Here is a 23,778-nt window from a genome sequence, read left to right as displayed (position 1 = left end):
ATGACGCAGTTGTACCGTCATGGGGTGTACCGCTTCCTGTTGACCCGGCAGTGGCTGATCCTCGCCCTCATCGCCCTCGTCCTGATTCCGACGATGGTCGAACTGGGTTTCTGGCAGCTGCACCGGCACGAGCACAAGGTCGCACAGAACGCCCTGATCTCGCAGAACCTCAAGGCGAAGCCCGTGCCGGTCGCGGGCCTCACCTCACCCGGTCATGTCGTTCCGCGCTCGGACTACTGGCGTGCGGTGACCGCCACCGGGACGTACGACGAGAAGCACGAGGTCGTCGTCCGGCGCAGGACCGCCACCGACGGCTCCATCGGCGTCCATGTGCTGATCCCGTTCGACCTCAAGGGCGGCGGCACGGTCATGATCAACCGCGGCTGGGTCCCGTCCGCCGCCGACCAGCACGCCTTCCCCGACGTACCGGCCGTGCCCAAGGGCGAGGTGACCGTCACCGGGCGGCTCAAGGCCGACGAGACGACGAGCGCCAGCGGCATCAAGGACCTCTCGGACCTGCCGGACCGCCAGGTGATGCTGATCAACAGCGCCCAGCAGGCGAAGCTCCTCTCCCGCCCGGTGCTCGGCGGCTACATCGAGCAGACCGGACCGGAGCCGAAGGGTGACTCCCCCGAGCTGATCGAGGCTCCCGACGACAGCTCCATCGGCCCGCACATGGCGTACGCCGTGCAGTGGTGGCTGTTCGCCGCCGGTGTCCCGGTCGGCTATGTGGTGCTGGCCCGCCGGGAGAAGCGCGACCGGCTGGCGGCGGCCGCCGGGCAGGCCGATGCGGCGGAGCCCGAGCCCGCGAAGGCCTGACGGCGCGTCCGGTCCGGCGTCCGCGGGGGTGACACGCGCCTCTCCTGCCCCCGTGGCTGCTTAGCGGGCGCCAGGTTCGGGAACACGCCAGAACGTGACCCCACGCATCGAGGACTACGCCCTCATCGGCGATCTCCAGACAGCCGCCCTGGTCGGCAGGAACGGTTCTGTCGACTGGCTGTGCCTGCCCCGCTTCGACTCGGGCGCCTGCTTCGCCGCACTGCTCGGCGACGAGGAGAACGGCCACTGGCGCATCGCCCCGAAGGGCGCGGAGACCTGTACGCGCCGTTCCTACCGCGGTGACTCCCTGGTCCTGGAGACGTTCTGGGAGACCCGCACCGGCACCGTCAAGGTCATCGACTTCATGCCGCAGCGCGACCACGAGCCCGATGTGATGCGGATCGTCGAGGGCATCAGCGGCACGGTCGACATGGCCTCGGTGATCCGGCTGCGCTTCGACTTCGGCTCCGTCGTGCCGTGGATGCGCCGCTCGCAGGGCCACCGGGTGGCGGTCGCGGGGCCGGACTCCGCCTGGCTGCGCAGCGAACCTCCCGTCAAGACCTGGGGCCAGCAGTTCTCCACGTGCTCCTCGTTCAGCGTCGCCGCGGGCGAACAGGTGGCCTTCGTCCTGACCTGGCATCCCTCGCACTCGCCGCGCCCCGATCTCGTCGACCCGTACGAGGCCCTGGAGAACACCCTGTCCGACTGGGCCGAGTGGTCCGGACGGTGCAAGTACGAGGGGCCCTACCGGGACGCCGTGATCCGTTCGCTGATCACCCTCAAGGCGCTCACCTTCGGTCCGACCGGCGGCATCGTGGCGGCCCCCACCACCTCGCTCCCGGAGGACATCGGCGGCGTACGGAACTGGGACTACCGCTACTGCTGGCTGCGGGACTCCACCCTCACCCTCGGTGCGCTGACCTCGGCCGGCTATCTGGAGGAGGCCGCCGCGTGGCGGGACTGGCTGCTGCGCGCGGTCGCCGGGGATCCGGCCGATCTGCAGATCATGTACGGCCTCTCCGGCGAGCGCCGGCTGCCCGAGGCGGAACTCCCCTGGCTGCGCGGCTACGAGAACTCCGCCCCGGTCCGGATCGGCAACGCCGCCGTGCGCCAGCGCCAGCTCGACGTCTACGGAGAGGTCATCGACTCGCTCCGGCTGGCCCGGGTCGCGGGCCTGGACGACGCGCCGCACGCCTGGAGCCTCCAGCTCAGCCTGCTCGGCTTCCTGGAGTCCACCTGGCGCGAGCCGGACGAGGGGCTCTGGGAGATCCGCGGCCGTCGCCGCCACTTCGTGCACTCCAAGGTGATGGCCTGGGTGGCGGCCGACCGCGCGGTGCGCAGCCTCGAGGAGGACCCGTCGCTGTCCGGCGACGCGGACCGCTGGCGGGCGATGCGGGACGCCGTGCACCGCGAGGTGTGCGAGAAGGGGTACGACCCGGTACGCAACACCTTCACCCAGTCGTACGGGTCGCGGGAGCTGGACGCCGCGACGCTGCTGATCGCCCGGACCGGGTTCCTGCCGCCGGACGACCCGCGCGTCATCGGAACGGTGGACGCCGTCCGGGACGAGCTGGGCAGCGACGGACTGGTGCGCCGCTACAGCACGGACAACACCGCGGTGGACGGTCTCCCGGGCGGCGAGGGCGCGTTCCTCGCCTGCTCGTTCTGGCTGGCGGACGCGTTGCGGATGACCGGACGCACCGACGAGGCGACCGAACTCTTCGAGCGGCTGCTGGCGCTCCGCAACGACGTGGGGCTGCTCGCCGAGGAGTACGACACCACGGCCATGCGCCAGCTCGGCAACTTCCCGCAGGCGTTCAGCCACATCGGGCTGGTCGGCACGGCGGTGTCACTGGCCGAAGCGCAGGCCGCCGAGGACGTGGCACGGGGACAGGAGGCAGGATAGGGCCATGGATCTTGGACTGAAGGACCGTGTGTACATCGTCACCGGAGCGACCCGGGGGCTGGGCAACGCCACGGCGCGCGCCCTGGTCGCCGACGGCGCGAAGGTGATCATCACCGGCCGCGACGAGAAGAGCGTCCGGGAGGCCGCCGACGAGCTGGGCCCCGACGCGGTGGGACTCGCGGCCGACAACGCCGACCCGAGCGTGGCACAGCGGCTGGTGGAGTCCGCGCAGGAAGGTTTCGGCCGGCTCGACGGCATCCTCATCAGCGTCGGCGGCCCCGCGCCGGGCTCCGCCGCGGACAACACCGACGAGCAGTGGCAGTCGGCGTTCGAGTCGGTGTTCCTGGGCGCGGTGCGCCTGGCCCGGACGGCGGCGGCGGCGCTCGGCGAGGGCGGGGTCATCGGCTTCGTGCTCTCCGGCTCCGTCCACGAGCCGATCGCCGGCCTGACCATCTCCAACGGACTGCGCCCCGGCCTGGCGGGCTTCGCGAAGTCGCTGGCCGACGAGCTCGGCCCGCGGGGCATCCGCGTGGTGGGCGTGCTTCCGGCCCGCATCGACACGGACCGGGTCCGTGAACTGGACGCGCTGTCCGGCGACGCGGCCGCCTCGCGCACCGCCAACGAGGCGGCCATCCCGCTGCGCCGCTACGGCACTCCGCAGGAGTTCGGCCGGACCGCGGCCTTCCTGCTCTCGCCCGCCGCCTCGTATCTGACGGGCATCATGGTGCCGGTCGACGGCGGGTCCCGGCGCGGTTTCTGAGCCGCCCCCGACGCCCGTCCCGGCGGACATTCCGGCCGCCGCGGAGATCAGATCCGGGCGAACGCGGCCGGGGGGCGGGCGCCCCGGGGGGGGCGGGCCCCCCCCCCCGGGGGGGGGGGGCCGGGGGGCCCCCCCCCGGGGGGGGGCCCCCCCCCGGCCGCGTCGTCCGCTGCTCGTCAGCTCACCCGTTCCGCCCGGTGCTTGACCGCCTTGAGCCGTACCTCGGCCGGCAGCTTCGCCAGCCCGGCCGAGTCCCGGGCATGGGCCAGCGCCTCGTCGGTGAGCCGGCCCAGCGCCTCGTCCGGACCGGCGTGCGGTTCCATGAGGAGCCGGACCCTGGCCTGCGGCTCGCTGCGCCTGCCGGTCAGGACGACCTGGGCGCGGGCCACCCCGTCCAGGGCGCCCGCCTCCTGCGCGAGCACACCCTCCAGGGCGCGGCCTCGCAGCAGCGCACCCTCGCCGTCGCCGCTGTCCACGAGCACCTCGGCGAGGCGGGCCCGGCGCAGCTGGGCCAGCAGCCACCACAGGGCGAGCACCACCAGGACCGCGAGGACCGCGATCACGACCGGCCACCACCAGCCCTCGGAGCGCCAGCGGTCGCGGTCCGCGTCGCTCAGCAGGACGTCGTTCTTGCCGTACCAGGGCCACCAGGACGGTACGGAGAGACCGACCGCCGCGGCCAGCACCCCGCCGCCCACGCAGACCAGCACCAGCCCGGCCAGGCCCAGCAGTACCCGGTTGACGGTCCCGATCACGCGGCTCACCCCTTCTTCGCCGGACGGCGGACGTGCACGGACAGGCTCGGCTGCCTGGCCAGTCCGAGTTCCCTGATGCCGGTGGAGAGCACGGTGTCCAGATCGGCCCGTACGTCGTCGAGTTCACGGAAGTGCGAGACGGCCCGCACCCCCACCTTGCTCCGGCCCATCCGGACCCGGACCGACTGCACACCGGAGACCTCCACGGCCCGGTCGCGCAGGACCATGGCCGCCGCGGTCCGGTCGAGAGCCGCCCGTACGTCCGGACCGCGCCGGCGCATCGGCAGCAGATCACGCAGTCCGGGCGTGAGAGCGAGGAGGAGCAGCCACAGGCCGACGGCCGCGGCGACCGAGGCTCCCGTGAGTACCCAGACGTCGTCCAGCCGGCGCTCGGCCAGTTCGTCGGCGAGCGAGCGGCGCCACTGCATCGCCGGATGGTCCGCGCGCACGGCCGCCACGTCGTAGAGGAGCAGTCCGGCGCCGCCCAGGACCACCAGGGCGGTGATGCCCGCGGGGATGCGGCGGGCCGACCGGAAGCGGCCCGAGCCGCCCTCGCTCCGTTCCTTGGCCGGGACCGGGTCGTAGGCCGCGGACGACGCCGACTGGTCGAGCGCGAGCACGTCTCCGTGTTCCACGGTGTGCTCCGCGCTGTTCTCCGGGTTCCGGGGCTCGGTCATCGGATCCTCCCCTGCGCCGCGAGGCTCGCTCCTGAGGGATGCAGGCGCTCGACCTGTACGGCCACTTCGGGCACCTCCATCCCTGCCAACGCCTCTACCCGCTCGGCGACCCGGCGACGCACGGCACCGCACTGACGCCCGATGTCGCTCGGATACCCGAGCTCCAGACTCACCCGTACGCGCGCGGTGTCACGGTGCACCGTGACCGTGGCCCGCGGCGACGCGGCGTCCTTCGCGGGCTCGTCGACCGCCTCCTTCGCCGCCTGAGCGGCGATCTTCGCGACGACCCGGTCGGCGATCCGGGTCTCCCCGCGCTCCGCGGCGGCGACCCGGCCGCCCGCCCCCGACAACGCCGTCACCGCCGTCGGTCGCCGCGATCGCGACTCCGGAAGAAGTCGCCGGGCTCCAGGTCACCGTCGAGGAAGCGACCGGCGATGAAACCGATCGCCCCCAGGGCAGCCACCAGCAGAAAGGCTCCGAACCCGCCGAAGTACCCGGCGAACCCGAGCGCCATGCCGGCCACCATGCCGACCACAGCCATGCTCATCTGCGCTCCTCAACTGCCTCTGACGGAGGACTACTGGACACGTGGCTCGGACTGGTCCTCGTCGTCGTCCTCGTCGGGCAGCTTCACATCGCTCACCGCGATGTTGACCTCGATGACTTCGAGCCCCGTCATCCGCTCGACCGCCGCGACAACGTTCTCCCTCACATCGCGGGCGACATCGGCGATCGACACGCCGTAGTCGACGACGATCTCCAGGTCGAGGGCCGTCTGGGACTCGCCGACCTCGGCCTTCACCCCACGGGTGACCGACTTGGAACCGCCGGGGACGCGATCGCGCACCGCGCCGAACGTCCGCGAGAGTCCACTGCCCATCGCGTGGACACCGACCACGTCGCGTGCCGCCATTCCGGCGATCTTCTCGACGACACCGTCCGCGATCGTCGTACGGCCGCGGGTGGCCGGGGCTCCCCCGCCGCGCTTGGTCAGCGAGCTGCTCCTGCTGTCGCCCCCCGTCGCGTCCTTGTCGGGGTTCTCGGGCCGGTTCCGCTGTGGGGTCTCGGTCATCGCCGTTCTTCCCTTCGGGGCAGATTGGACTTCCTTGCCCAGATTAAGTGCGCTTGCCCGGTCTCGCGCCGTGGATGCGGCAGGCTGGAGCAATGACGACGGCTGACGGCTCGCAGAGGGCTCAAGGATGGACGGCCGCGGTCCGGCAACGGCTCGGCCTCGGCCGGCTCCTGCCGCTGGGCGGCCCGGCGGACGGGGCCTGGATCTCGGAACGGGCGGCGGCGGCCGTACTGCACCGGGCGGTGGGCGCTTCGGGACCGGTGCTCCTGGAGCTGCGCATCGCCGTGGCCGACACCGAGGCGGCTCCCGCCCCGCAGGTGCCGCCGCCCCCGAGCGCGCTGCCGCCGGGCCCGCTGCGGATCGAGGCCACCGTGGCCGCGACGGCACACCTGCCGATCCCGGCCGCCGCCGCGGCGCTGCGCTCCGCGCTGCTGACGGCTGCCGCCCGGCGGCTCGGACTGGTGGTCGACGAGGTGGATGTCCAGGTGACGGAGTTGCTGGACGCCGAACCGGAACGGGCCGCACCACCCGCTGTCGAGGTGCGCCCGGCGGATCCGCAGGACGCGGTGGGCCGTGCCGCCGCTGGAGTGACGGGGGTCGCGACGCTGACGCGGGTGCTCGGCGCGTCCGTGCACCCCGGCCCGGACCACGTACGGGTCGAGCTGGCGACGGACGGCGGCCACCGGGCACTGGACGTGGCCCGCTCGGTGCGGGCGGCCGTGACACAGGCGGCGGACGGGCACGTGGCGGTCGCGGTGCTGGTCACGGCGGTGACGGAGGGGCCCGGACCGCAGGACCCGCCCGGCGCCGACATGGCGGCGGGCCCGGGGTGATGCGCCCGGGCCCGCGGTCGGACGTGCTCAGTCGGCCGTGCCCGAGAGGTCACGCAGCCGGCGGCCCTGTGCGGCGCGCTCGGCGACGCGCTGCTCCTCGTACGTACGGGAGACGGCGCCGGCGATCAGGGCCTTGGTCTCGATGACGGCGTCGCGCGGGGCCGTGATCAGGGCACCGGCCAGATCGCGGGCGGCCCCTTCGAGCTCCGCGGCGGGCACCACGAGGTTGGCCAGGCCGGTGCGTTCGGCCTCGGCTGCGTGCACGAAGCGGCCGGTGGCACAGATTTCGAGCGCGCGTGCGTACCCCACCAGGTGCACCAGGGGGTGCGTGCCGGTGAGGTCGGGGACCAGTCCGAGGCTGGTCTCGCGCATGGCGAACTGCACGTCCTCGGCGACGATCCGCAGATCGCAGGCGAGGGCGAGCTGGAAGCCCGCGCCGATGGCGTGCCCCTGGACGGCCGCGATCGACACGATGTCGTTGCGGCGCCACCAGGTGAACGCCTCCTGGTACTCGGCGATGACCGCGTCGAGCTCGGCCTCCGGGCCGCGCCCCATGTCGAGGAACGACGGCTCGCCGTCGAAGCCCTCGGGGGTGAACGCCTGACGGTCGAGTCCGGCGGAGAACGACACACCTTCGCCGCGCAGCACGACGACCCGCACACTGCCGGGCAGAGCCCGTCCGGCCTCTGTCAACGCCCGCCACAGAGCGGGGGACTGAGCGTTGCGCTTGGCCGGATTGGTGAGGGTCACCGTGGCAACCGCGTCGTCGACGGTGAGTCGTACGCCGTCCTTGTCGAGCACAGTGTCGAGCGAGGTCATGGGGCGCCTCCGGATCGGGGTGCGGTCAGTACAGTTAGCACAGAGCTAAGTGACTGAACAGTAACCACCCGGTCGACCGCACGACCGACCGGGTGGTCACCACCCGAAACCGATGAGCCCCGGGACAGGTCGAGCGACCCGCCCCGATCCGAGACGGCCGTCAGGCCGCCGCGGCCTTCTTGCCTCGTGTCGCTCCGCCACGTCCCCGCAGCGTCACTCCGGACTCACTGAGCATCCGGTGGACGAATCCGTAGGAGCGGCCGGTTTCCTCGGCCAACGCCCGGATGCTCGCACCGGAGTCGTACTTCTTCTTCAGGTCTGCCGCGAGCTTGTCGCGCGCGGCGCCGGTTACCCGGCTGCCCTTCTTCAGAGTCTCGGCCACCCGTGCCTCCTCATGGGAAGTGCGCTCTGGACTCTCATGATCACCCCTCGGGGCCGTCCTGGCCACCCATTCGGCAAGGTCCGTGCAAGCGGATCGGCGCCCCGGCAGGGCGAGGACACGAGCGGAATCCTTGATTCCGCGGGGCCGTGGCACCGGCCGGGCCACCATGCCGGAGGAACGGCCTGGTCAGGGCCGCATGGGATCCGGGGCCCCTCATGCGTGCACCCGGCAGCTAACTGCCGGGTGCCGCGCCGAGGTACGAGACGCCCTCACACAGATGATGGATCACGCGTAGGCCGAATGATCCGGTGCCAGTGGATCAGCGGGCCACGAGGGCCGGAACGCGGCCGCCGCGCGCGCCGGCGACGGCCGGGAACGGGCCCCGGCACCCGCCCGGGCCGGATCAGGCCAGCGAGACCAGGTCCCGGTAGTCCGCACCCCACAGGTCCTCGACGCCGTCGGGCAGCAGGATGATGCGCTCGGGCTGGAGCGCCTCCACGGCGCCCTCGTCGTGCGTGACGAGGACGACGGCGCCCTTGTACGTGCGCAGCGCGCCGAGGATCTCCTCACGGCTGGCCGGGTCGAGGTTGTTGGTGGGCTCGTCGAGCAGCAGCACGTTGGCGGAGGAGACGACCAGCGTCGCCAGGGCGAGCCGGGTCTTCTCGCCGCCGGAGAGCACTCCGGCGGGCTTGTCCACGTCGTCCCCGGAGAAGAGGAACGAGCCGAGGGTCTTGCGGACCGCCACCAGGTCGAGGTCGGGCGCCGCGGAGCGCATGTTCTCCAGGACGGTGCGGTCCGGGTCGAGGGTCTCGTGCTCCTGGGCGTAGTAGCCGAGCTTCAGCCCGTGGCCCTCGATGATGTCGCCGGTGTCGGGCTTCTCCGCGCCGCCGAGCAGCCGGAGCAGCGTGGTCTTGCCGGCGCCGTTGAGGCCGAGGATGACGACCCGGGATCCCTTGTCGATCGCGAGGTCGACATCGGTGAAGATCTCCAGCGACCCGTAGGACTTGGAGAGGCCCTCGGCCATCAGCGGGGTCTTGCCGCACGGCGAGGGGTCGGGGAAGCGCAGCTTGGCGACCTTGTCGGAGACCCGGACGGCCTCCAGGCCGGAGAGCAGCCGGTCGGCGCGCTTGGCCATGTTCTGCGCGGCCACGGTCTTGGTGGCCTTGGCGCGCATCTTGTCGGCCTGGGCGTTGAGGGTCGCGGCCTTCTTCTCCGCGTTCTGCCGCTCGCGCTTGCGGCGCTTCTCGTCGGCCTCGCGCTGCTGCTGGTAGAGCTTCCAGCCCATGTTGTAGACGTCGATCTGCGAGCGGTTGGCGTCGAGGTAGAAGACCTTGTTGACGACCGTCTCGACGAGCTCGACATCGTGGGAGATCACGATGAAGCCGCCGCGGTAGCTCTTGAGGTAGTCGCGCAGCCAGACGATCGAGTCCGCGTCGAGGTGGTTGGTGGGCTCGTCGAGGAGCAGGGTGTCGGCGTCCGAGAAGAGGATCCGGGCCAGCTCGACACGGCGTCGCTGACCACCGGAGAGCGTGTGGAGCGGCTGGCCCAGCACCCGGTCGGGCAGGCTGAGCGCCGCGGCGATGGTGGCGGCCTCGGCCTCGGCCGCGTAGCCGCCCTTGGTGAGGAACTCCGTCTCCAGGCGCTCGTACTTCTTCATCGCCTTCTCGCGGGTGGCGCCCTTGCCGTTCGCCATCCGGTCCTCGTTCTCCCGCATCTTGCGCAGGATCTCGTCGAGGCCGCGGGCGGACAGGATGCGGTCCCGGGCGAGCACGTCGAGGTCGCCGGTGCGCGGGTCCTGCGGCAGATAGCCGACCTCGCCGGAGCGGGTGATGATGCCGGCCGCCGGGGTGCCCTCGCCCGCGAGGCACTTGGTGAGGGTGGTCTTGCCCGCTCCGTTGCGGCCGACGAGGCCGATGCGGTCGCCCTTGGCGATCCGGAAGGAGGCGGATTCGATGAGCATGCGGGCGCCGGCGCGCAGCTCGATGCCGGAAGCGGTGATCACGGGGAAAACTCCAGAGCGGTATGGACGGCGGAGGAACGGCTAGCGATTCACGACTCGACGCCGTTACTCACGCACACGCACAAGGAGAATTGCCATGAGAACCAGTCTACTGGCGGTGTCCAGCCACTTTTCCGCCTGCTCCCACCGCAGTTGCCGAAAGCCCGCCCGGCACGCCCGACGATCCCCACCCTGCGGGAAAAAAGGGGCATTGCGGTGTGAATTATCCGATACTCGGCGCAGGGCTGTGCGGCAGCCGCGCGCGGAGCAGAGGGTGGTGCCATGCAGTTCGACGACGACGCCGATCTGGACACGTCCGAGGTGCAGGACACCCGCGGCAGCCGCATCCCTGGCGGCAGGGCCACCGTGGGCGGCGGGATCGCCGGGGTCATCGCGCTGATCCTGGGGCTGCTCTTCGGGGTCGGTCCCGATCAGCTCGGACTCTCCTCCGGCGACTCGGGCACGACCGCGACCGCCTCGTCGGCGGCGCAGGTCGCGCAGAACTGCCGGACCGGCCGGGACGCCAACACCAAGGACGACTGCCGGACGGTCGCGGTGGTCAACAGCGTGCAGGACTACTGGGGCCAGGAGTTCCAGCGGCGCGGCGCCACGTACGGCAGCGCCCGCACCGTCCTGTTCACCGACCGGGTCGGCACGGCCTGCGGGTCGGCCACCTCGGCCGTGGGGCCGTTCTACTGCCCCGGCGACCGGCAGGTCTATCTGGACCTGGGCTTCTTCGACGAGCTGCGGACCAAGTTCGGGTCGAGCGGGGGACCGTTCGCCGAGGCCTACGTCGTCGCGCACGAGTACGGACACCACGTGCAGAACCAGATGGGGACGCTGGCCCGCTCGCAGGACGGGCGTACCGGCGAGAACAGCAACGCGGTGAAGGTGGAACTGCAGGCGGACTGCTACGCCGGGGTCTGGGCGAACCACGCGACGACCACGCCCGACGAGTCGACCGGCAGGCCGCTGATCACCGAGCTCACCCGGGCGGACATCCGGGACGGACTCGACGCGGCCGCGTCGGTCGGCGACGACCGGATCCAGGAGAAGTTCCAGGGCCGGGTCACCCCCGAGTCCTGGACGCACGGCTCGGCCGCGCAGCGCCAGCAGTGGTTCACCACGGGCTTCACCAGCGGCGACCTGGATGCCTGCGACACCTTCCGCTGACCTGCGCGGACGGCGGGGGCCCGGCGTTGCGCAGGTCGTTGTCAGCACCCGGTGGAAGACTGAGACGCAGATCACAGTCGGGTCGCATGGACCCGGTGCGGCGCGAGAAGGGAACGAGCACGATGGCAGACGCGACGGCAGGCGTACCGACGATCTATCCGACGATTCTGTACGACGACGCGAAGGCCGCGATCAAGACGCTGACGGAGGGCCTCGGCTTCACCCGGGAAGCTGTGTACGAGGGCGAGGACGGCACGGTGATGCACGCGGAGCTGTCCTGCGGCAACGGCAGGGTGATGCTGGGCTCCAAGGGCCGCGAGGGCGTCTTCGCCCGGGCGATGCGGGACGCGGGGCCGGCCGGCGTCTACGTGGTGGTCGACGAGGTGGACGCCCACCACGCCCGGGCCGTGGAGCACGGGGTGGAGATCCTCATGCCGCCCACCGACCAGGACTACGGCTCACGGGACTACATGGCGCGGGACGCGGAGGGCAACGTGTGGAGCTTCGGGACGTACGCACCGGGATCGGCGGGCTGAGCGGCATCGTCACCCGGGGCCCGGGTGACGATGCCGCCGTGACCGCGAGCCCGGCGGCGGGCCGCGACGGTTCAGGCGCCGCCGGTGTGCACCTGGAACGCCGCCTTGCGGACCGCCTTGGCGAGCGCGGGGTCGGGGTGCGCGGCGGCGAGGGCGACCAGGACCTGGACGGTACGCGGATGGCCGACGGCCCGTACCTCCTCCAGCAGCGCCGGGACGGTGCCCTGCACGGCCGAGTCGAGGTGGCGGACCAGCAGTCCCGTCTCTCCGTGGTCGGCGACGGCCGCCGCGGTGTCGACCCAGAGCCAGGTGGCCTCCTCACGGCTGAGGACCTCCTGGGCGTCCTCGGGGTCGGTTCCGTCGTACTCCGCGAGCCAGAGCAGCGCGTACGGGCGCAGTGACGGGTCGGCGACGACGGAGCGCACCTCGGGCTCGGCCGGTGCGCCGACGACCCGGAGGGCCTCGAAGGCGAGCCCGCGCAGCAGCGCGTCCTCGCCCCGGGCCACGCCGAGCAGTTCGGCGACGGCGCTGCCGACGGGGCGGGCGGCCAGCCAGGCCCGGTATTCGGCGCGGGCCGGGCCGGGCGTGAGACGGGCACAGCCGAGCAGCATGTCGGCGGCGGACTGTTCGATGTTCCCGGCCGGGCTCTGGGCGGCGACGCAGATCTGTTCCAGCTTGACCCAGACCGCCCAGTTGCCGAGCGGGGTCAGGGTGGCGGTCCCGGCGCCGAGGGTGAGCGCACCGACCGCGGCCAGCCCGTCGAGGGCCCAGTCCAGCAGGAGGGCGACCAGTGCGGCGGGGTGGGCGGCGGGTGCCGGTTCGGCGGGGGCGGGCAGCGGCTGCGGCCCGTACGGCACCTCGCAGCGCTCCTCGTGCAGTTCCGCCACGCGCTGGCCGAGCAGGTCCAGGAGGGCGGGCACCGTGACCGGGCCGGCCGAGAGCTGAAGGAGCGAGAGCACCTGGGGCACGGCCTCGACGGCCTCGGCGACCGCGGTGGACTCGATGTCCTGGGGCGCGGGGTGGACGAGCGACCAGGCGTCGAAGAGCGCCACCCAGCCACGGAGCACGGCGGAGTCGTCGCGGTCCCAGGCACGCAGGCGCCAGCCGGGCCGGGCGGTCTCGCCGTGCAGTTCCACGAGGCCGGCGAGCCGGGCCCGGTCCCAGCCCGAGCGCACCTGGGCCGGGGACAGCGCCAGCGCGGCCGCGGCCCGTTCCAGGGCCTGGGCGGCCAGGGGCGGCGTGCCGGGGCTCGCGCCGCCGGCCGCCCAGCGGGCGATCCGTACGGCGTCATCGAGAGCGGTCCTGGCCTGACGGGCCAGTTCCGCCCGGGGCGGAGTGCCCTCGGGCGGGCGGGGCGCCGGCCTGGCGCGCCGGGTGGTCACGGCCTTGCGAGCGGTGGCGAGGGGTCGCGGGCGGACAAGTCGCAGCCTGGAGTCGCGCGGGGTACGGGACGTCACGGGGAGCAGTCTTGCCTCTGACGGCCCGAAAGCCCAAACGGAACCCGGATCACCGGTGTCGGGACGGTGCCGCACCGGCCGGGACCAATCGGCCGAAGCAGCACATCAGCTCACATCAGGGGCGTGAGGAAGCGCCGCAGCGTCTCTTCGTAGCGAGCCGGGCCGGCGTTCCACATCGCCGCATGCGGAGCCTGGGGAACTGCGTGCAGAGCGATCAGGTCGGGGCGGCGGGCAGCGAGTTCCCGGGACGGCTGCCACGGGGCCAGGGTGTCGTCGGGTCCGTGGAAGATCAGCGTCGGCGCGTGCAGGGTCGCGGGCAGCGACGTGTCGAGCAGCCGGGCTCCGCGCAGTCCGGTCTTCCCCTGGGCGGCGCGGACGGCGAGGGGCAGCAGGGCGGAGGGGACGCCGTGGGCGGCGGCCAGGGCGCGCAGCGTGGCCTGCCAGTCCAGCACCGGCGAATCGAGGACGAGGCCGCAGATCCGGTCCCGCAGCGCGGAGTTCACGCAGGCGTGCAGGGCCATCGAGGCGCCGGTGGACCAGCCGTGCAGGACGACCTTCTCCGCGCCGTAGCGCACGGCGAAGCGGATGGCCGCGTCCAGGTCCCGCCACTCGGACTCGCCGAGGTGGGAGAGCCCGTCCGGGGAGCGGGGCGCCCCGGGGTCGCCGCGGTAGGCGAGGCCGAGCACGGGGAGCTGCTGTCCGTGCAGGAAGGCCGTCAGGTTCAGCGGGTGTTCCCGGGTGGTGCCGAGGCCGTGCACGGTGATGACCCAGGTGTCGCGGGGGCCCGGTACGAACCAGGCGGGCAGACCGCCGAGTTCCCCGGGGATCTCGACCTCGCGGAAGGCGAGGCCGAGGGAGGTGGCGGGGTCGCCGCTGTGGAGCTCCGGCGTGATGCGGACCTTGGCGCCGGGGCGCAGGATGCCGTGGTTCACGCGCTCCAGCCGGCGCACGACGGTGTCGGCCGCCTCGTGGGCCTGGTCGATCACCGGGCCCACGACGGCGTGGACGTCGTCGCCCACCAGCCCGTAGGTGCCCGGCCGGAGCGAGGTGAAGGACCGGGTGAGGGTGACCTGCCCGGCCGCCGTCGCGTGGACGGTCAGCCGGCGGTCGGCGGGGAGGGGGCGTCCGGACGGTGCCTTGAGGGCGACGTCGCCGGCGTACCGGCCGGCGGCGACCGCGGCCGCGCCGACGCCGAGGATCGTGGTGACGGCTGCTGCCGTTGCTGTAGCGGGGCGCACGGCTTCAGTCTCCGGGGCGTCGCCGCACGCTGCCAGTGGGCGGGGGCCGTCCGGTGCGCCGGCCGGGCCCCCTACCGGTCTCCGCGGGGGCCGGGTTCCTTACCCGTGTCTCCACGCCGACCGGGTCCCCTACCGGTCTCCGCGCGGCTGGCCGTAGCCCTTCAGCGCCTCGCCGACGTCGCTCAGCTGCTCCGGCGTGAGCAGGGCCGGGGTCCGGCCGGGCAGCGAGCTCGCGGTGAGCCAGAGGCGGCACAGCCATTCGAGCTGGGCCGTGCGGTCGTACGCCTCGTCGAGGGAGGCGCCATAGGTGACCGTGCCGTGGTTGCCCAGCAGGCAGCCGGTGCGGCCGCGCAGGGCCGTGAGCATGTTCTCGGCCAGTTCGTCCGTGCCGTAGCGGGCGTAGGCGGCGACCCGGACGGGACCGCCCAGCATCGCTGCGGCGTAGTGCACCGACGGCACCTCGGCGACCAGCGTGGAGACGGCCGTGGCGTGCACCGCGTGGGTGTGCACCACGGCAGCGGCCTCGGTGTTCCGGTACACCGCGAGATGGAGCGGAAGTTCGCTGGTGGGAGCCAGGGTGCCGAGGATCTGCTTGCCCCCCAGATCGACGCCGGTCAGGTCCTCGGGACGGAGCCGGTCGTACGGCACTCCGCTGGGGGTGACCAGAACGGTCCCGCCGACCCGCGCCGAGACGTTGCCCGAGGTGCCGACGACGAGTCCCTCGGAGGCCGTCCGGCGGGCGGTGGCGACGACCGCACCCCAGGCCTGTTCGATCGAATCCCGCCACTCGTCGCTCATACGAAGATCCTTTCAACGGATGAGCGGCACTCTGCCACCCCTCCCCCAACGACCATCCCGGACGCCGGATTCCGGGCCCACACCGGCCCGTACCGGAATCCCGCCGTCAGCCGACGGACGAAAAGGGCGGCGGCACTCCGGTTGGGGTCACCACAACGCCCTGCCCAGTTCATCTTCCGTTCACCCAGATTGCCTACGGTCCACGTGCCACTGACGTCGAACGATTGCCTGGGTAAATGGAACACATCACGCTGCTGCTCGCGATTGTGATCGTGACAGCTCTAGTGTTCGATTTCACGAACGGTTTCCACGACACCGCCAACGCGATGGCCACCACCATCTCGACCGGCGCACTCAAACCCAAGACAGCGGTGGCCATGTCCGCCGTTCTCAACCTCGTAGGCGCGTTCCTGTCGGTGGAGGTCGCCAAGACGATCTCCGGCGGGATCATCAACGAAGACGGGCTCAGAACCGAGGTCATCTTCGCGGCGCTCGTCGGCGCCATCCTGTGGAATCTCCTGACCTGGCTGGTCGGCCTCCCGTCCAGCTCCTCGCACGCACTGTTCGGCGGCCTGATCGGCGCCGCGGTGATGTCCGCGGGCTGGTCGTCGGTCGACGGCGGCACCGTCGTCACCAAGGTGCTGCTCCCCGCGGTCGCCGCGCCGGTCGTCGCCGGTCTGGCCGCGCTGCTGGCCACCAAGCTGACGTACCGCATCGGCGGGAAGGTCACGGGCGGCGCCCAGGAGAAGGCCACCGCGAAGGGGTACCGCGCCGGCCAGATCGCCTCGGCCGGGCTCGTGTCGCTCGCGCACGGCACCAACGACGCGCAGAAGACCATGGGCATCATCACGCTCGCCCTGGTCACCGGCGGCGTCCTCTCCCCCGGCGCCAACCCGCCGGTCTGGGTCATCGTCGCCGCCGGCCTCGCCATCGCGCTCGGCACCTACCTGGGCGGCTGGCGCATCATCCGCACCATGGGCAGCGGCCTGACCGAGCTGAGGCCGCCGCAGGGATTCGCCGCCCAGACCAGCGCGGCCACCGTCATCCTGGCCTCCTCGCACCTCGGTTTCTCGCTCTCCACGACCCAGTCGTGCTCCGGCGCGGTCATGGGCGCGGGCCTCGGCCGCAAGGGCGGTGTGGTCCGCTGGTCCACCGCCACGCGGATGTTCGTCGCCTGGGGCCTGACCCTGCCGGCCGCCGGTCTGGTCGGCGCGGGCGCGGAGCTCCTCACCAAGCAGGGCACCTGGGGTGTCGTGGTCGTCGCGGCGCTGCTGGTCGCGGGCTCCGGTGCGATCTGGATGCTGTCGCGGCGCAAGCCCGTCGGCCATGACGACGTCGCCCCGGCCGGCGAGGACGCCGAGCCCGCGGGCGTCGTCACCCAGGCCATCGCGGCCGTCAGCCCGCCGCCCACCGCGGCGGCCGCTCAGCCCCACGACCTCACGGCCACCATCCCGGCCCCCGCCGGGCCGGTCGCCGACCCGGCCCGACCCGCCACGGTCTAAGAGCCTCGGTTAAGGACAGATCCCCATGAACATCGACTGGGCAGCCCTCGGCACCGTCTTCGGCGTCTCCCTCGTCGCCACCGTCGCACTGGTGGGCCTCTTCACCCTCGGCATCGTCGGACTCTCCAAGCAGCCCGGACCGGCCGCACAGGGCGGCTCGGCGGACGGTCCGGCGGCGGGCGGTTCGGTCGTGCCGGCCCGCGTCGGCGCGTACGTCTGCTTCGGACTGTGTGCCGCGGCCGTGGCCTACGGCATCTACCTGATCGTCGCCTGATCACCGCCTGAGCCCCACCACTCCCACCCGTATCGGGCCGGACGCACCTCTGGTGTGTCCGGCCCGATGTGCGTCTGCGCACACTGCGCCGTCGCAGGTCAACGGCAAGTTGACGGGCGTTCGCGGAGCGTGGTGGACTGCCGGAGCCATTACGGCGACAGCAGAGGAAGCCGGTGCGAATCCGGCGCGGTCCCGCCACTGTCACCGGGGAGCAGTCCCCACCACGGAAGTCACGGTCCACGCAAGCGGACTGGAAGGCCGGGGTAACTGCGGATCCGGAAGCCAGGAGACTCTCGTCGCCGTCACGTCGAACCAGGGCGCGGACCCTGAGTGAGGACATATCGCCATGCCCGGCTGCCGTGCGTCCCTTCCTGTGCAACGCAGAACAGGTCCTGAGGTCCTTCGAGGCGCAACGGCCGGCTGAACCGTGCGTGCCGATCGCATCTTCGCGTACGGCGCCACGGCCGGTCTGATCGGCGATCTGCTGCTCGGTGACCCCCGCAGGGGGCACCCGGTCGCCGCCTTCGGGCGGGCCGCGGCAGGCGTCGAACGCCGTCTGTGGCGCGACCACCGCGGGTGGGGCGCCCTGCACACCCTGGTCTGCGCCGGAGGCGCTGCCGGGGGTGCCGCGCTGGCCTCCCGCGCCCTGCGCCGCCACCCCGTCGCGTCCGTCGCCCTGACCGCCGCCGCCACCTGGTCCGTCGTCGGCGGTACGTCCCTGGGCCGCGAGGCCCGCTCCATCGGCGGCGCGCTCGCCGCCGGGGACCTCGGCCTGGCCCGGGAGCGGCTGCCGCATCTGTGCGGCCGCGACCCGCAGTCCCTGGACGGTCCGCAGATCGCCCGCGCCGTCGTGGAATCCGTCGCCGAGAACACCTCGGACGCCGTGGTCGGCGCCCTGGTGTGGGGCGCTCTGGGCGGGGTCCCCGGTCTCGTCGGGTTCCGGGCCGCCAACACGCTCGACGCGATGGTCGGTCACAAGTCGCCCCGCTACCTGCGTTACGGCTGGGCCTCGGCCCGCCTCGACGATCTCGCGGGCTGGCCGGGCGCCCGGCTGACGGCCCTGCTCGCCGTGGCCGCCGGGGGGCGTCCTCGGGGAGCCGTCCGCGCGTGGCGGGCGGACGCGGCCAAGCACCCGAGCCCCAACGCGGGCCCGGTGGAAGCCTCGTTCGCCGGCGCGCTCGGCGTGCGGCTCGGCGGGACCCTCGCCTACGGCGGCCGGGTCGAGCACCGCCCCGTCCTCAACGGGGAGGCGGGCCGCGCGGTGGAACCCGCCGACATCGAGCGGGCCGTACGGCTGTCGCGCCGGGTGAGCGCGCTGGCCCTCGGCGTGAGCGTGGCGGCCCGGCTCGGCGCGGGGCTCGCGGCACGCAGGATCGCGGAGGCCCGCACCACCGGCGCCCGCACCCACGGATCCGGACTCCCAGGATCTCGAATCGCGGGAAATCAGCTCCCGGGATCCCGACTCGCAGGATCCCTAATCTCAGGACGGAGACCGACATGAGCGGCGGACTGCTGGTCGCCGGCACCACATCGGACGCGGGCAAGAGCGTCGTCACGGCGGGCATCTGCCGCTGGCTGGTGCGCCGGGGCGTGAAGGTGGCTCCGTTCAAGGCGCAGAACATGTCGCTCAACTCCTTCGTCACCCGCGAGGGCGCCGAGATCGGCCGCGCCCAGGCCATGCAGGCGCAGGCCGCCCGGGTGGAGCCGACCGCGCTGATGAACCCGGTGCTGCTCAAGCCCGGCAGCGACCGCTCCAGCCAGGTCGTCCTGATGGGCCGTCCGGTCGGCGAGATGAGCGCCCGCGGCTACCACGGCGGCCGGCAGGAATCGCTGCTGTCCACCGTCGTGGACTGCCTGGAGCAGCTTCGGGGCACGTATGACGCGGTGATCTGCGAAGGGGCGGGCAGTCCGGCCGAGATCAACCTGCGGCGCACGGACATCGTGAACATGGGCATCGCACGGGCGGCACGGTTCCCGGTGGTGGTCGTCGGCGACATCGACCGCGGCGGCGTCTTCGCCTCGTTCTTCGGTACGACGGCGCTGCTCTCGGCCGAGGACCAGGCGCTGATCGCCGGCTACCTGGTCAACAAGTTCCGCGGCGACGTCTCGCTGCTGGAGCCCGGCCTGGACATGCTGAGCGATCTGACGGGACGTCCGACGTACGGGGTGCTGCCCTTCGCCCACGGCCTCGGCATCGACGAGGAGGACGGCCTGCGGGTCTCGCTGCGCGGCGCCGTACGCGAGTCGGCCGTCGCGCCGCCGCACGGCGAGGACATCCTGCGCATCGCCGTGTGCGCCGTGCCGCTGATGTCGAACTTCACGGACGTGGACGCGCTCGCCGCCGAACCGGGCGTCGTCGTACGGTTCGTGGACCGCGCCGAGGAACTCCACGACGCCGACCTCGTCATCGTGCCCGGCACCCGCGGCACCGTGAAGGCGCTCGGCTGGCTGCGCGAGCGCGGGCTCGCCGACGCACTGCTGCGGCGCGCCGCCGAAGGCCGCCCGGTCCTCGGCATCTGCGGCGGCTACCAGATGCTCGGCGAGCACATCGAGGACGACGTCGAGTCGCGCGCCGGGCAGGTCGACGGGCTCGGCCTGCTGCCCGTACGCATCCGGTTCGACCGTGAGAAGACCCTCGCCCGCCCGGCCGGGGAGGCCCTCGGCGCCCCGGTCGAGGGGTACGAGATCCACCACGGCGTCGCGGACGTGCGCGGCGGCGAACCCTTCCTCACCGACGGCCGGGGACAGCGCCTGGACGGCTGCCGGTCCGGCGCCGTGTGGGGCACCCACTGGCACGGCTCGCTGGAGAGCGACACCTTCCGCCGCCGCTTCCTGACCGAGATCGCGCAGGCCGCCGGCCGCCGTTTCGTGCCCGCCCCCGACACCTGCTTCGCCGCGCTGCGGGAGGAACAGCTCGACCGCCTCGGCGACCTGATCGAAGAACACGCGGACACCGATGCGCTGTGGCGACTCATCGAGTCGGGCGCACCGGCAGGACTTCCCTTCATCGCCCCCGGAGCCCCTGGAGCACGCGCATGAACGCCCCACTCAACGCCCCGCTGAGCACCGTGCTGCTGCTGTCGACCGCCGACACGGACCTCCTCGCCGCCCGCGCGTCGGGCGCGCCCTACCGGATCGGCAACCCGACCCGGATCGACGTCCGGGAGGAGCTGCCCGCACTGATCGAGGGCTCCTCCGTCGCCGTGGTCCGCCTGCTGGGCGGCAGGCGCGCCTGGGAGGACGGCCTCGCCGCGCTCAGGGCGTCGGGCATCCCGACCGTGCTGCTCGGCGGTGAGACCGTGCCGGACGCGGAGCTGATGGCCGAGTCGTCCGTACCGGCGGGCGTCGTCGCCGAGGCGCTGCGCTACCTGGTGGAGGGCGGCCCGGGGAACCTCGTCGAACTGGCCCGTTTCCTCTCCGACACCGTCCTGCTGACCGGGCACGGCTTCGCCGGACCTCAGAAGATGCCCGAGTGGGGGCTGCACGGCAGCCGTACGTTCACCGAAGGCCGCCCGACCGTCGGCGTGCTCTTCTACCGGGCGCACCAACTCTCCGGCAACACCTCGTTCGTCGACGTGCTGTGCGACGCCGTCGAGGCGCGCGGCGCCAACGCCCTGCCCGTGTACTGCGGTTCGCTGCGCGGCGCCGACGCCGGTCTGTACGAGCTCCTCGGCCGGGCCGACGCCCTGGTCGCCACGGTCCTCGCGGCCGGCGGCACCCGCGCGTCGGACGCCTCCGCCGGGGGCGACGACGAGGCCTGGGACATCGGCGCGCTCGCCGATCTGAACGTTCCGGTGCTGCAGGGGCTGTGCCTGACGTCCTCGCGGGCGGCGTGGGACGCGTCGGACGCCGCGCTGTCCCCCATGGACGCGGCGATGCAGGTCGCCATCCCGGAGTTCGACGGACGGCTGATCACGGTCCCGTTCTCCTTCAAGGAGCAGGGCCCGGACGAGGTGCCGGTGTACCGCGCCGACCCCGAACGTGCGGCCCGCGTCGCCGGGATCGCCGTGCGTCACGCCGTCCTCAAGCACAAGACCAACGCCGAGAAGAAGCTCGCCCTGGTCTTCACCGCCTACCCCACCAAGCACTCCCGTGTCGGCAACGCGGTCGGCCTGGACACACCCGCCTCCGCGGTCCGTGTCCTGGACGCGCTGCGCGACGCCGGGTACGGGGTCGCGGAACACCCGGACAACGGCGACGAGCTCATCCACCGCCTCATCAACGCCGGTGGCCACGACGTGGAGTGGCTGACCGAGGAGCAGCTCGCGGCAGCCCCCGCGCGGGTGCCCCTGGCGGACTACCGGGAGTGGTTCGCGAAGCTGGAGCCGGGGCTGCGCGACTCGATGCTGGAGCACTGGGGCGAGCCGCCGGGCTCGCTGTACGTGGACGGCGACGACATCGTCCTCGCCTCGCTCCAATTCGGGAACGTGGTGGTGCTGATCCAGCCGCCGCGCGGGTTCGGCGAGAACCCCATCGCGATCTACCACGATCCCGACATGCCGCCCTCGCACCACTACCTGGCCACCTATCGCTGGCTGGAGAACACGTTCGGCGCGGACGCCGTCGTCCACATGGGCAAGCACGGCACGATGGAGTGGCTGCCCGGCAAGGGCCTCGGCCTGTCCGCCGGCTGCGGCCCGGACGCGGTGCTCGGCGAACTGCCGCTGATCTACCCGTTCATCGTCAACGACCCGGGCGAGGGCACCCAGGCCAAGCGCCGCGGCCACGCCACCGTGGTGGACCACCTGGTCCCGCCCATGGCCCGCGCCGACACGTACGGCGACCTGGCGAAGCTGGAGCAGCTGCTCGACGAGTACGCGCTGGTCAGCGACCTGGACCCGACGAAGGCGCCCGCGGTGCGGGCGCAGATCTGGACGCTGGTCAAGGCCGCGGAGCTGCACCACGACCTGCATGTCGACGAACAGCCGGGCGAGGACGCCTTCGACTCGTTCGTCATGCACATCGACGGCTACCTCTGCGAGATCAAGGACGTCCAGATCCGCGACGGTCTGCACATCCTGGGCGGCGGTCCGGCCGACGAGGCCCGGGTCAACCTGGTCCTGGCGGTGCTGCGCGCCTCGCAGGTGTGGGGCGGGACGGCAAACGCGCTGCCGGGGCTGCGGGCGGCCGTCGCCGGGCACTTCGGGCTCAGCGAGAAGGAGTTGCTGGGCGAGCCGGGTGCGGCGGTCAAGGTGCCGGCCGAGCTGACGGCGCTGGTGGACGGCCCCGCCCGGACCGGCGCGGACGCGATCGATCTGCTGGAGCAGCTGTGCCGCCGCCTCGCGGAGGGCATGGAGGCGCGCGGCTGGGACGTGAGCGCCGCCGCCGGTCTCGTACGGGAGGTACTGGGCTTCGCGCTCCCGGACGCCGTCGCCGTCCTGGGCTTCGCCTGCGAGGAGGTCGTGCCCCGGCTGGCCCGGACGACCGACGAGATCGACCACATCCTGCTCGCGCTGAACGGCGGCTTCGTCCCGGCGGGCCCCTCGGGTTCGCCGACGCGCGGACTCGTGAACGTCCTGCCGACGGGCCGCAACTTCTACTCCGTCGACCCGAAGGCGATCCCGTCCCGGCTGTCGTGGGAGGTCGGCCAGTCGCTCGCGGACTCGCTGATCGCCCGGTACCTCGCCGACACGGGCGACTACCCGAAGTCGGTCGGCCTGACCGTGTGGGGCACCTCGGCGATGCGCACCCAGGGTGACGACATCGCGGAGATCCTGGCGCTGCTGGGCTGCCGCCCGGTGTGGGACGACGCCTCGCGCCGGGTGACGGGCTTCGAGGTCGTGCCGGTCGGCGAGCTGGGCCGGCCGCGCATCGATGTGACGGTCCGTATCTCGGGCTTCTTCCGGGACGCGTTCCCGCATGTGGTGGGCCTGATCGACGACGCGGTACGGGCGGTGGCGGAGCTGGACGAGCCGGCCGACGCCAACTACGTACGGGCGCACGCCGACGAGGACACGGCGGAGCACGGCGACCGCCGCCGGGCCACGGCACGCATCTTCGGCTCGAAGCCGGGGGCGTACGGGGCGGGGCTGCTGCCGCTGATCGACGCGCGCAACTGGCGCAGCGACGCGGACCTGGCCGAGGTGTACGCGGTCTGGGGCGGATACGCGTACGGGCGCGGGCTTGAGGGCCGGGCTGCGCGCGGGGACATGGAGACGGCGTTCCGGCGGATCGCGGTGGCGGCGAAGAACGTCGATACGCGGGAGCACGATCTGGTCGACGCGGACGACTACTTCCAGTACCACGGCGGCATGGTCGCCATGGTGCGGCACCTGACCGGGGAGTCGCCCGAGGCGTACGTGGGGGATTCGGCGACGCCGGATCAGGTGAGGACGCGGACGCTGGGCGAGGAGACGCACCGGGTGTTCCGGGCGCGGGTGGTGAACCCGCGCTGGATGGCGGCGATGCGACGGCACGGGTACAAGGGCGCCTTCGAGATGGCGGCGACCGTGGACTACCTGTTCGGGTACGACGCGACGGCGGGCGTCGTCGACGACTGGATGTACGAGAAGTTGTCGGCGGAGTACGTGTTCGACGAGACCAACCGGGACTTCATGAAGAAGTCCAACCCCTGGGCGCTGCGCGGGATTTCCGAGCGGCTGCTGGAGGCGGCGGAGCGGGGGCTGTGGGCGGAGCCGGACGCGCAGACGCTGGAGCGGCTGCGGGCAACGTATCTGGAGCTCGAGGGCGACCTGGAGGGCGACGCGTGAGCGGGCGACGCGTGGCGGGCCCGTCCCCTGCCCGCCCCTTCCCGAACCGGGGCTCCGCCCCGGACCCA

22 protein-coding genes and 1 riboswitch are annotated in these 23,778 nt (G+C 72.8%); of the genes, 11 read left to right on the top strand and 11 right to left on the bottom strand.

The window, feature by feature from the left end:
• Positions 1-24 precede the first annotated feature (24 nt).
• The 3 genes from ACIQMX_RS23225 to ACIQMX_RS23215 all read left to right on the top strand — a co-directional run bounded on the left by ACIQMX_RS23225 (position 25) and on the right by ACIQMX_RS23215 (position 3,485).
• Positions 25-819: an SURF1 family protein gene (locus ACIQMX_RS23225; RefSeq protein WP_402480775.1), complete on the top strand. Its 795-nt coding sequence runs from the start codon at positions 25-27 to the stop codon at positions 817-819.
• A gap of 94 nt (positions 820-913) precedes the next feature.
• Positions 914-2,725 (top strand): glycoside hydrolase family 15 protein, encoded by a 1,812-nt coding sequence (locus tag ACIQMX_RS23220; protein ID WP_363077529.1) that lies wholly within the window; start codon positions 914-916, stop codon positions 2,723-2,725.
• Positions 2,726-2,729: 4 nt separating this feature from the next.
• Positions 2,730-3,485 carry an SDR family oxidoreductase gene (locus tag ACIQMX_RS23215; protein ID WP_363077527.1) on the top strand — a complete coding sequence of 252 codons (756 nt, stop codon included), beginning with the start codon at positions 2,730-2,732 and terminating at the stop codon, positions 3,483-3,485.
• Positions 3,486-3,661: 176 nt separating this feature from the next.
• Here ACIQMX_RS23215 and amaP read toward each other — a convergent pair whose 3' ends face one another.
• From amaP to ACIQMX_RS23190, 5 genes are read right to left on the bottom strand one after another with little or no spacing between them, the layout of a single operon-like run.
• On the bottom strand, positions 3,662-4,240 hold the full coding sequence (gene amaP, locus ACIQMX_RS23210) for an alkaline shock response membrane anchor protein AmaP (RefSeq protein ID WP_402480693.1): 579 nt from the start codon (positions 4,238-4,240) through the stop codon (positions 3,662-3,664).
• 5 nt (positions 4,241-4,245) lie between these two features.
• The gene (locus tag ACIQMX_RS23205) at positions 4,246-4,917 is read right to left on the bottom strand and encodes a DUF6286 domain-containing protein (RefSeq protein WP_363077523.1); all 672 of its coding nucleotides are present in this window, start codon (positions 4,915-4,917) and stop codon (positions 4,246-4,248) included.
• Positions 4,914-5,276 (bottom strand): Asp23/Gls24 family envelope stress response protein, encoded by a 363-nt coding sequence (locus tag ACIQMX_RS23200; protein ID WP_148015978.1) that lies wholly within the window; start codon positions 5,274-5,276, stop codon positions 4,914-4,916. Before ACIQMX_RS23200 ends, ACIQMX_RS23205 begins: the two co-directional genes overlap by 4 nt.
• Complete coding sequence (locus ACIQMX_RS23195; RefSeq protein WP_136330255.1) at positions 5,273-5,464, bottom strand: hypothetical protein; 192 nt, start codon at positions 5,462-5,464, stop codon at positions 5,273-5,275. The genes ACIQMX_RS23200 and ACIQMX_RS23195 overlap by 4 nt, the downstream gene beginning before the upstream one ends.
• 30 nt (positions 5,465-5,494) lie before the next feature.
• The gene (locus tag ACIQMX_RS23190; protein WP_402480688.1) at positions 5,495-5,989 is read right to left on the bottom strand and encodes an Asp23/Gls24 family envelope stress response protein; all 495 of its coding nucleotides are present in this window, start codon (positions 5,987-5,989) and stop codon (positions 5,495-5,497) included.
• 92 nt (positions 5,990-6,081) lie between these two features.
• Between ACIQMX_RS23190 and ACIQMX_RS23185 the strand changes: the two genes are divergently transcribed.
• The gene (locus tag ACIQMX_RS23185; RefSeq protein WP_402480685.1) at positions 6,082-6,822 is read left to right on the top strand and encodes a hypothetical protein; all 741 of its coding nucleotides are present in this window, start codon (positions 6,082-6,084) and stop codon (positions 6,820-6,822) included.
• 27 nt (positions 6,823-6,849) lie between these two features.
• On the opposite strand, the gene ACIQMX_RS23180 is transcribed toward ACIQMX_RS23185, so the two are convergent.
• The 3 genes from ACIQMX_RS23180 to ACIQMX_RS23170 form a co-directional block, all read right to left on the bottom strand.
• Positions 6,850-7,641 carry an enoyl-CoA hydratase/isomerase family protein gene (locus ACIQMX_RS23180; protein ID WP_402480682.1) on the bottom strand — a complete coding sequence of 264 codons (792 nt, stop codon included), beginning with the start codon at positions 7,639-7,641 and terminating at the stop codon, positions 6,850-6,852.
• 160 nt (positions 7,642-7,801) lie between these two features.
• The gene (locus ACIQMX_RS23175; RefSeq protein WP_007263382.1) at positions 7,802-8,023 is read right to left on the bottom strand and encodes a helix-turn-helix domain-containing protein; all 222 of its coding nucleotides are present in this window, start codon (positions 8,021-8,023) and stop codon (positions 7,802-7,804) included.
• Between the two features lie 403 nt (positions 8,024-8,426).
• Complete coding sequence (locus tag ACIQMX_RS23170) at positions 8,427-10,025, bottom strand: ABC-F family ATP-binding cassette domain-containing protein (protein WP_402480678.1); 1,599 nt, start codon at positions 10,023-10,025, stop codon at positions 8,427-8,429.
• A gap of 279 nt (positions 10,026-10,304) precedes the next feature.
• Between ACIQMX_RS23170 and ACIQMX_RS23165 the strand changes: the two genes are divergently transcribed.
• Entirely contained in the window at positions 10,305-11,195 is an 891-nt protein-coding gene (locus tag ACIQMX_RS23165) for a neutral zinc metallopeptidase (RefSeq protein ID WP_402480675.1), read from the top strand.
• A gap of 122 nt (positions 11,196-11,317) precedes the next feature.
• On the top strand, positions 11,318-11,731 hold the full coding sequence (locus ACIQMX_RS23160) for a VOC family protein (RefSeq protein ID WP_363077511.1): 414 nt from the start codon (positions 11,318-11,320) through the stop codon (positions 11,729-11,731).
• 71 nt (positions 11,732-11,802) lie between these two features.
• Here ACIQMX_RS23160 and ACIQMX_RS23155 read toward each other — a convergent pair whose 3' ends face one another.
• From ACIQMX_RS23155 to ACIQMX_RS23145, 3 genes are all read right to left on the bottom strand, one after another.
• Positions 11,803-13,113, bottom strand: a complete 1,311-nt coding sequence (locus tag ACIQMX_RS23155) for a hypothetical protein (RefSeq protein ID WP_402480772.1) — start codon at positions 13,111-13,113, stop codon at positions 11,803-11,805.
• Positions 13,114-13,298: 185 nt separating this feature from the next.
• Positions 13,299-14,426, bottom strand: coding sequence for a hypothetical protein (locus tag ACIQMX_RS23150; protein WP_363077509.1), 1,128 nt, complete (start codon positions 14,424-14,426; stop codon positions 13,299-13,301).
• A 129-nt stretch (positions 14,427-14,555) separates the two neighbouring features.
• Positions 14,556-15,224: a class II aldolase/adducin family protein gene (locus ACIQMX_RS23145; RefSeq protein WP_402480672.1), complete on the bottom strand. Its 669-nt coding sequence runs from the start codon at positions 15,222-15,224 to the stop codon at positions 14,556-14,558.
• Between the two features lie 236 nt (positions 15,225-15,460).
• On the opposite strand from ACIQMX_RS23145, the gene ACIQMX_RS23140 reads away from it, so the two are divergent.
• The 5 genes from ACIQMX_RS23140 (at position 15,461) to cobN (ending at position 23,710) form a co-directional block, all read left to right on the top strand.
• Complete coding sequence (locus tag ACIQMX_RS23140; protein ID WP_363077505.1) at positions 15,461-16,726, top strand: inorganic phosphate transporter; 1,266 nt, start codon at positions 15,461-15,463, stop codon at positions 16,724-16,726.
• A 25-nt stretch (positions 16,727-16,751) separates the two neighbouring features.
• On the top strand, positions 16,752-17,000 hold the full coding sequence (locus ACIQMX_RS23135) for a hypothetical protein (protein WP_363077503.1): 249 nt from the start codon (positions 16,752-16,754) through the stop codon (positions 16,998-17,000).
• A gap of 162 nt (positions 17,001-17,162) precedes the next feature.
• A riboswitch (cobalamin riboswitch) is annotated at positions 17,163-17,293 on the top strand.
• A 134-nt stretch (positions 17,294-17,427) separates the two neighbouring features.
• Entirely contained in the window at positions 17,428-18,501 is a 1,074-nt protein-coding gene (locus ACIQMX_RS23130; RefSeq protein WP_402480668.1) for a cobalamin biosynthesis protein, read from the top strand.
• Entirely contained in the window at positions 18,498-20,039 is a 1,542-nt protein-coding gene (locus ACIQMX_RS23125) for a cobyric acid synthase (RefSeq protein ID WP_363077499.1), read from the top strand. Before ACIQMX_RS23130 ends, ACIQMX_RS23125 begins: the two co-directional genes overlap by 4 nt.
• A gap of 20 nt (positions 20,040-20,059) precedes the next feature.
• Positions 20,060-23,710, top strand: coding sequence for a cobaltochelatase subunit CobN (cobN, locus tag ACIQMX_RS23120; RefSeq protein ID WP_402480769.1), 3,651 nt, complete (start codon positions 20,060-20,062; stop codon positions 23,708-23,710).
• Positions 23,711-23,778 lie beyond the last annotated feature (68 nt).

Source organism: Streptomyces sp. NPDC091416, from assembly GCF_044756845.1.
Taxonomy (GTDB): domain Bacteria; phylum Actinomycetota; class Actinomycetes; order Streptomycetales; family Streptomycetaceae; genus Streptomyces.
The sequence above is the reverse complement of the archived record's forward strand: the minus strand, read 5'-3'. Positions and strand labels throughout refer to the sequence as shown.

Bases quoted from the DNA above. Each gene is read 5' to 3' on its own strand.
- ACIQMX_RS23215 (WP_363077527.1), top strand. From the start codon at position 2,730: ATGGATCTTGGACTGAAGGACCGTGTGTACATCGTCACCGGAGCGACC.
- ACIQMX_RS23205 (WP_363077523.1), bottom strand. From the start codon at position 4,917: ATGACCGAGCCCCGGAACCCGGAGAACAGCGCGGAGCACACCGTGGAA.
- ACIQMX_RS23195 (WP_136330255.1), bottom strand. From the start codon at position 5,464: ATGAGCATGGCTGTGGTCGGCATGGTGGCCGGCATGGCGCTCGGGTTC.
- ACIQMX_RS23190 (WP_402480688.1), bottom strand. From the start codon at position 5,989: ATGACCGAGACCCCACAGCGGAACCGGCCCGAGAACCCCGACAAGGAC.
- ACIQMX_RS23185 (WP_402480685.1), top strand. From the start codon at position 6,082: ATGACGACGGCTGACGGCTCGCAGAGGGCTCAAGGATGGACGGCCGCG.
- ACIQMX_RS23180 (WP_402480682.1), bottom strand. From the start codon at position 7,641: ATGACCTCGCTCGACACTGTGCTCGACAAGGACGGCGTACGACTCACC.
- ACIQMX_RS23165 (WP_402480675.1), top strand. From the start codon at position 10,305: ATGCAGTTCGACGACGACGCCGATCTGGACACGTCCGAGGTGCAGGAC.
- ACIQMX_RS23160 (WP_363077511.1), top strand. From the start codon at position 11,318: ATGGCAGACGCGACGGCAGGCGTACCGACGATCTATCCGACGATTCTG.
- ACIQMX_RS23145 (WP_402480672.1), bottom strand. From the start codon at position 15,224: ATGAGCGACGAGTGGCGGGATTCGATCGAACAGGCCTGGGGTGCGGTC.
- ACIQMX_RS23140 (WP_363077505.1), top strand. From the start codon at position 15,461: ATGGAACACATCACGCTGCTGCTCGCGATTGTGATCGTGACAGCTCTA.
- ACIQMX_RS23135 (WP_363077503.1), top strand. From the start codon at position 16,752: ATGAACATCGACTGGGCAGCCCTCGGCACCGTCTTCGGCGTCTCCCTC.
- ACIQMX_RS23125 (WP_363077499.1), top strand. From the start codon at position 18,498: ATGAGCGGCGGACTGCTGGTCGCCGGCACCACATCGGACGCGGGCAAG.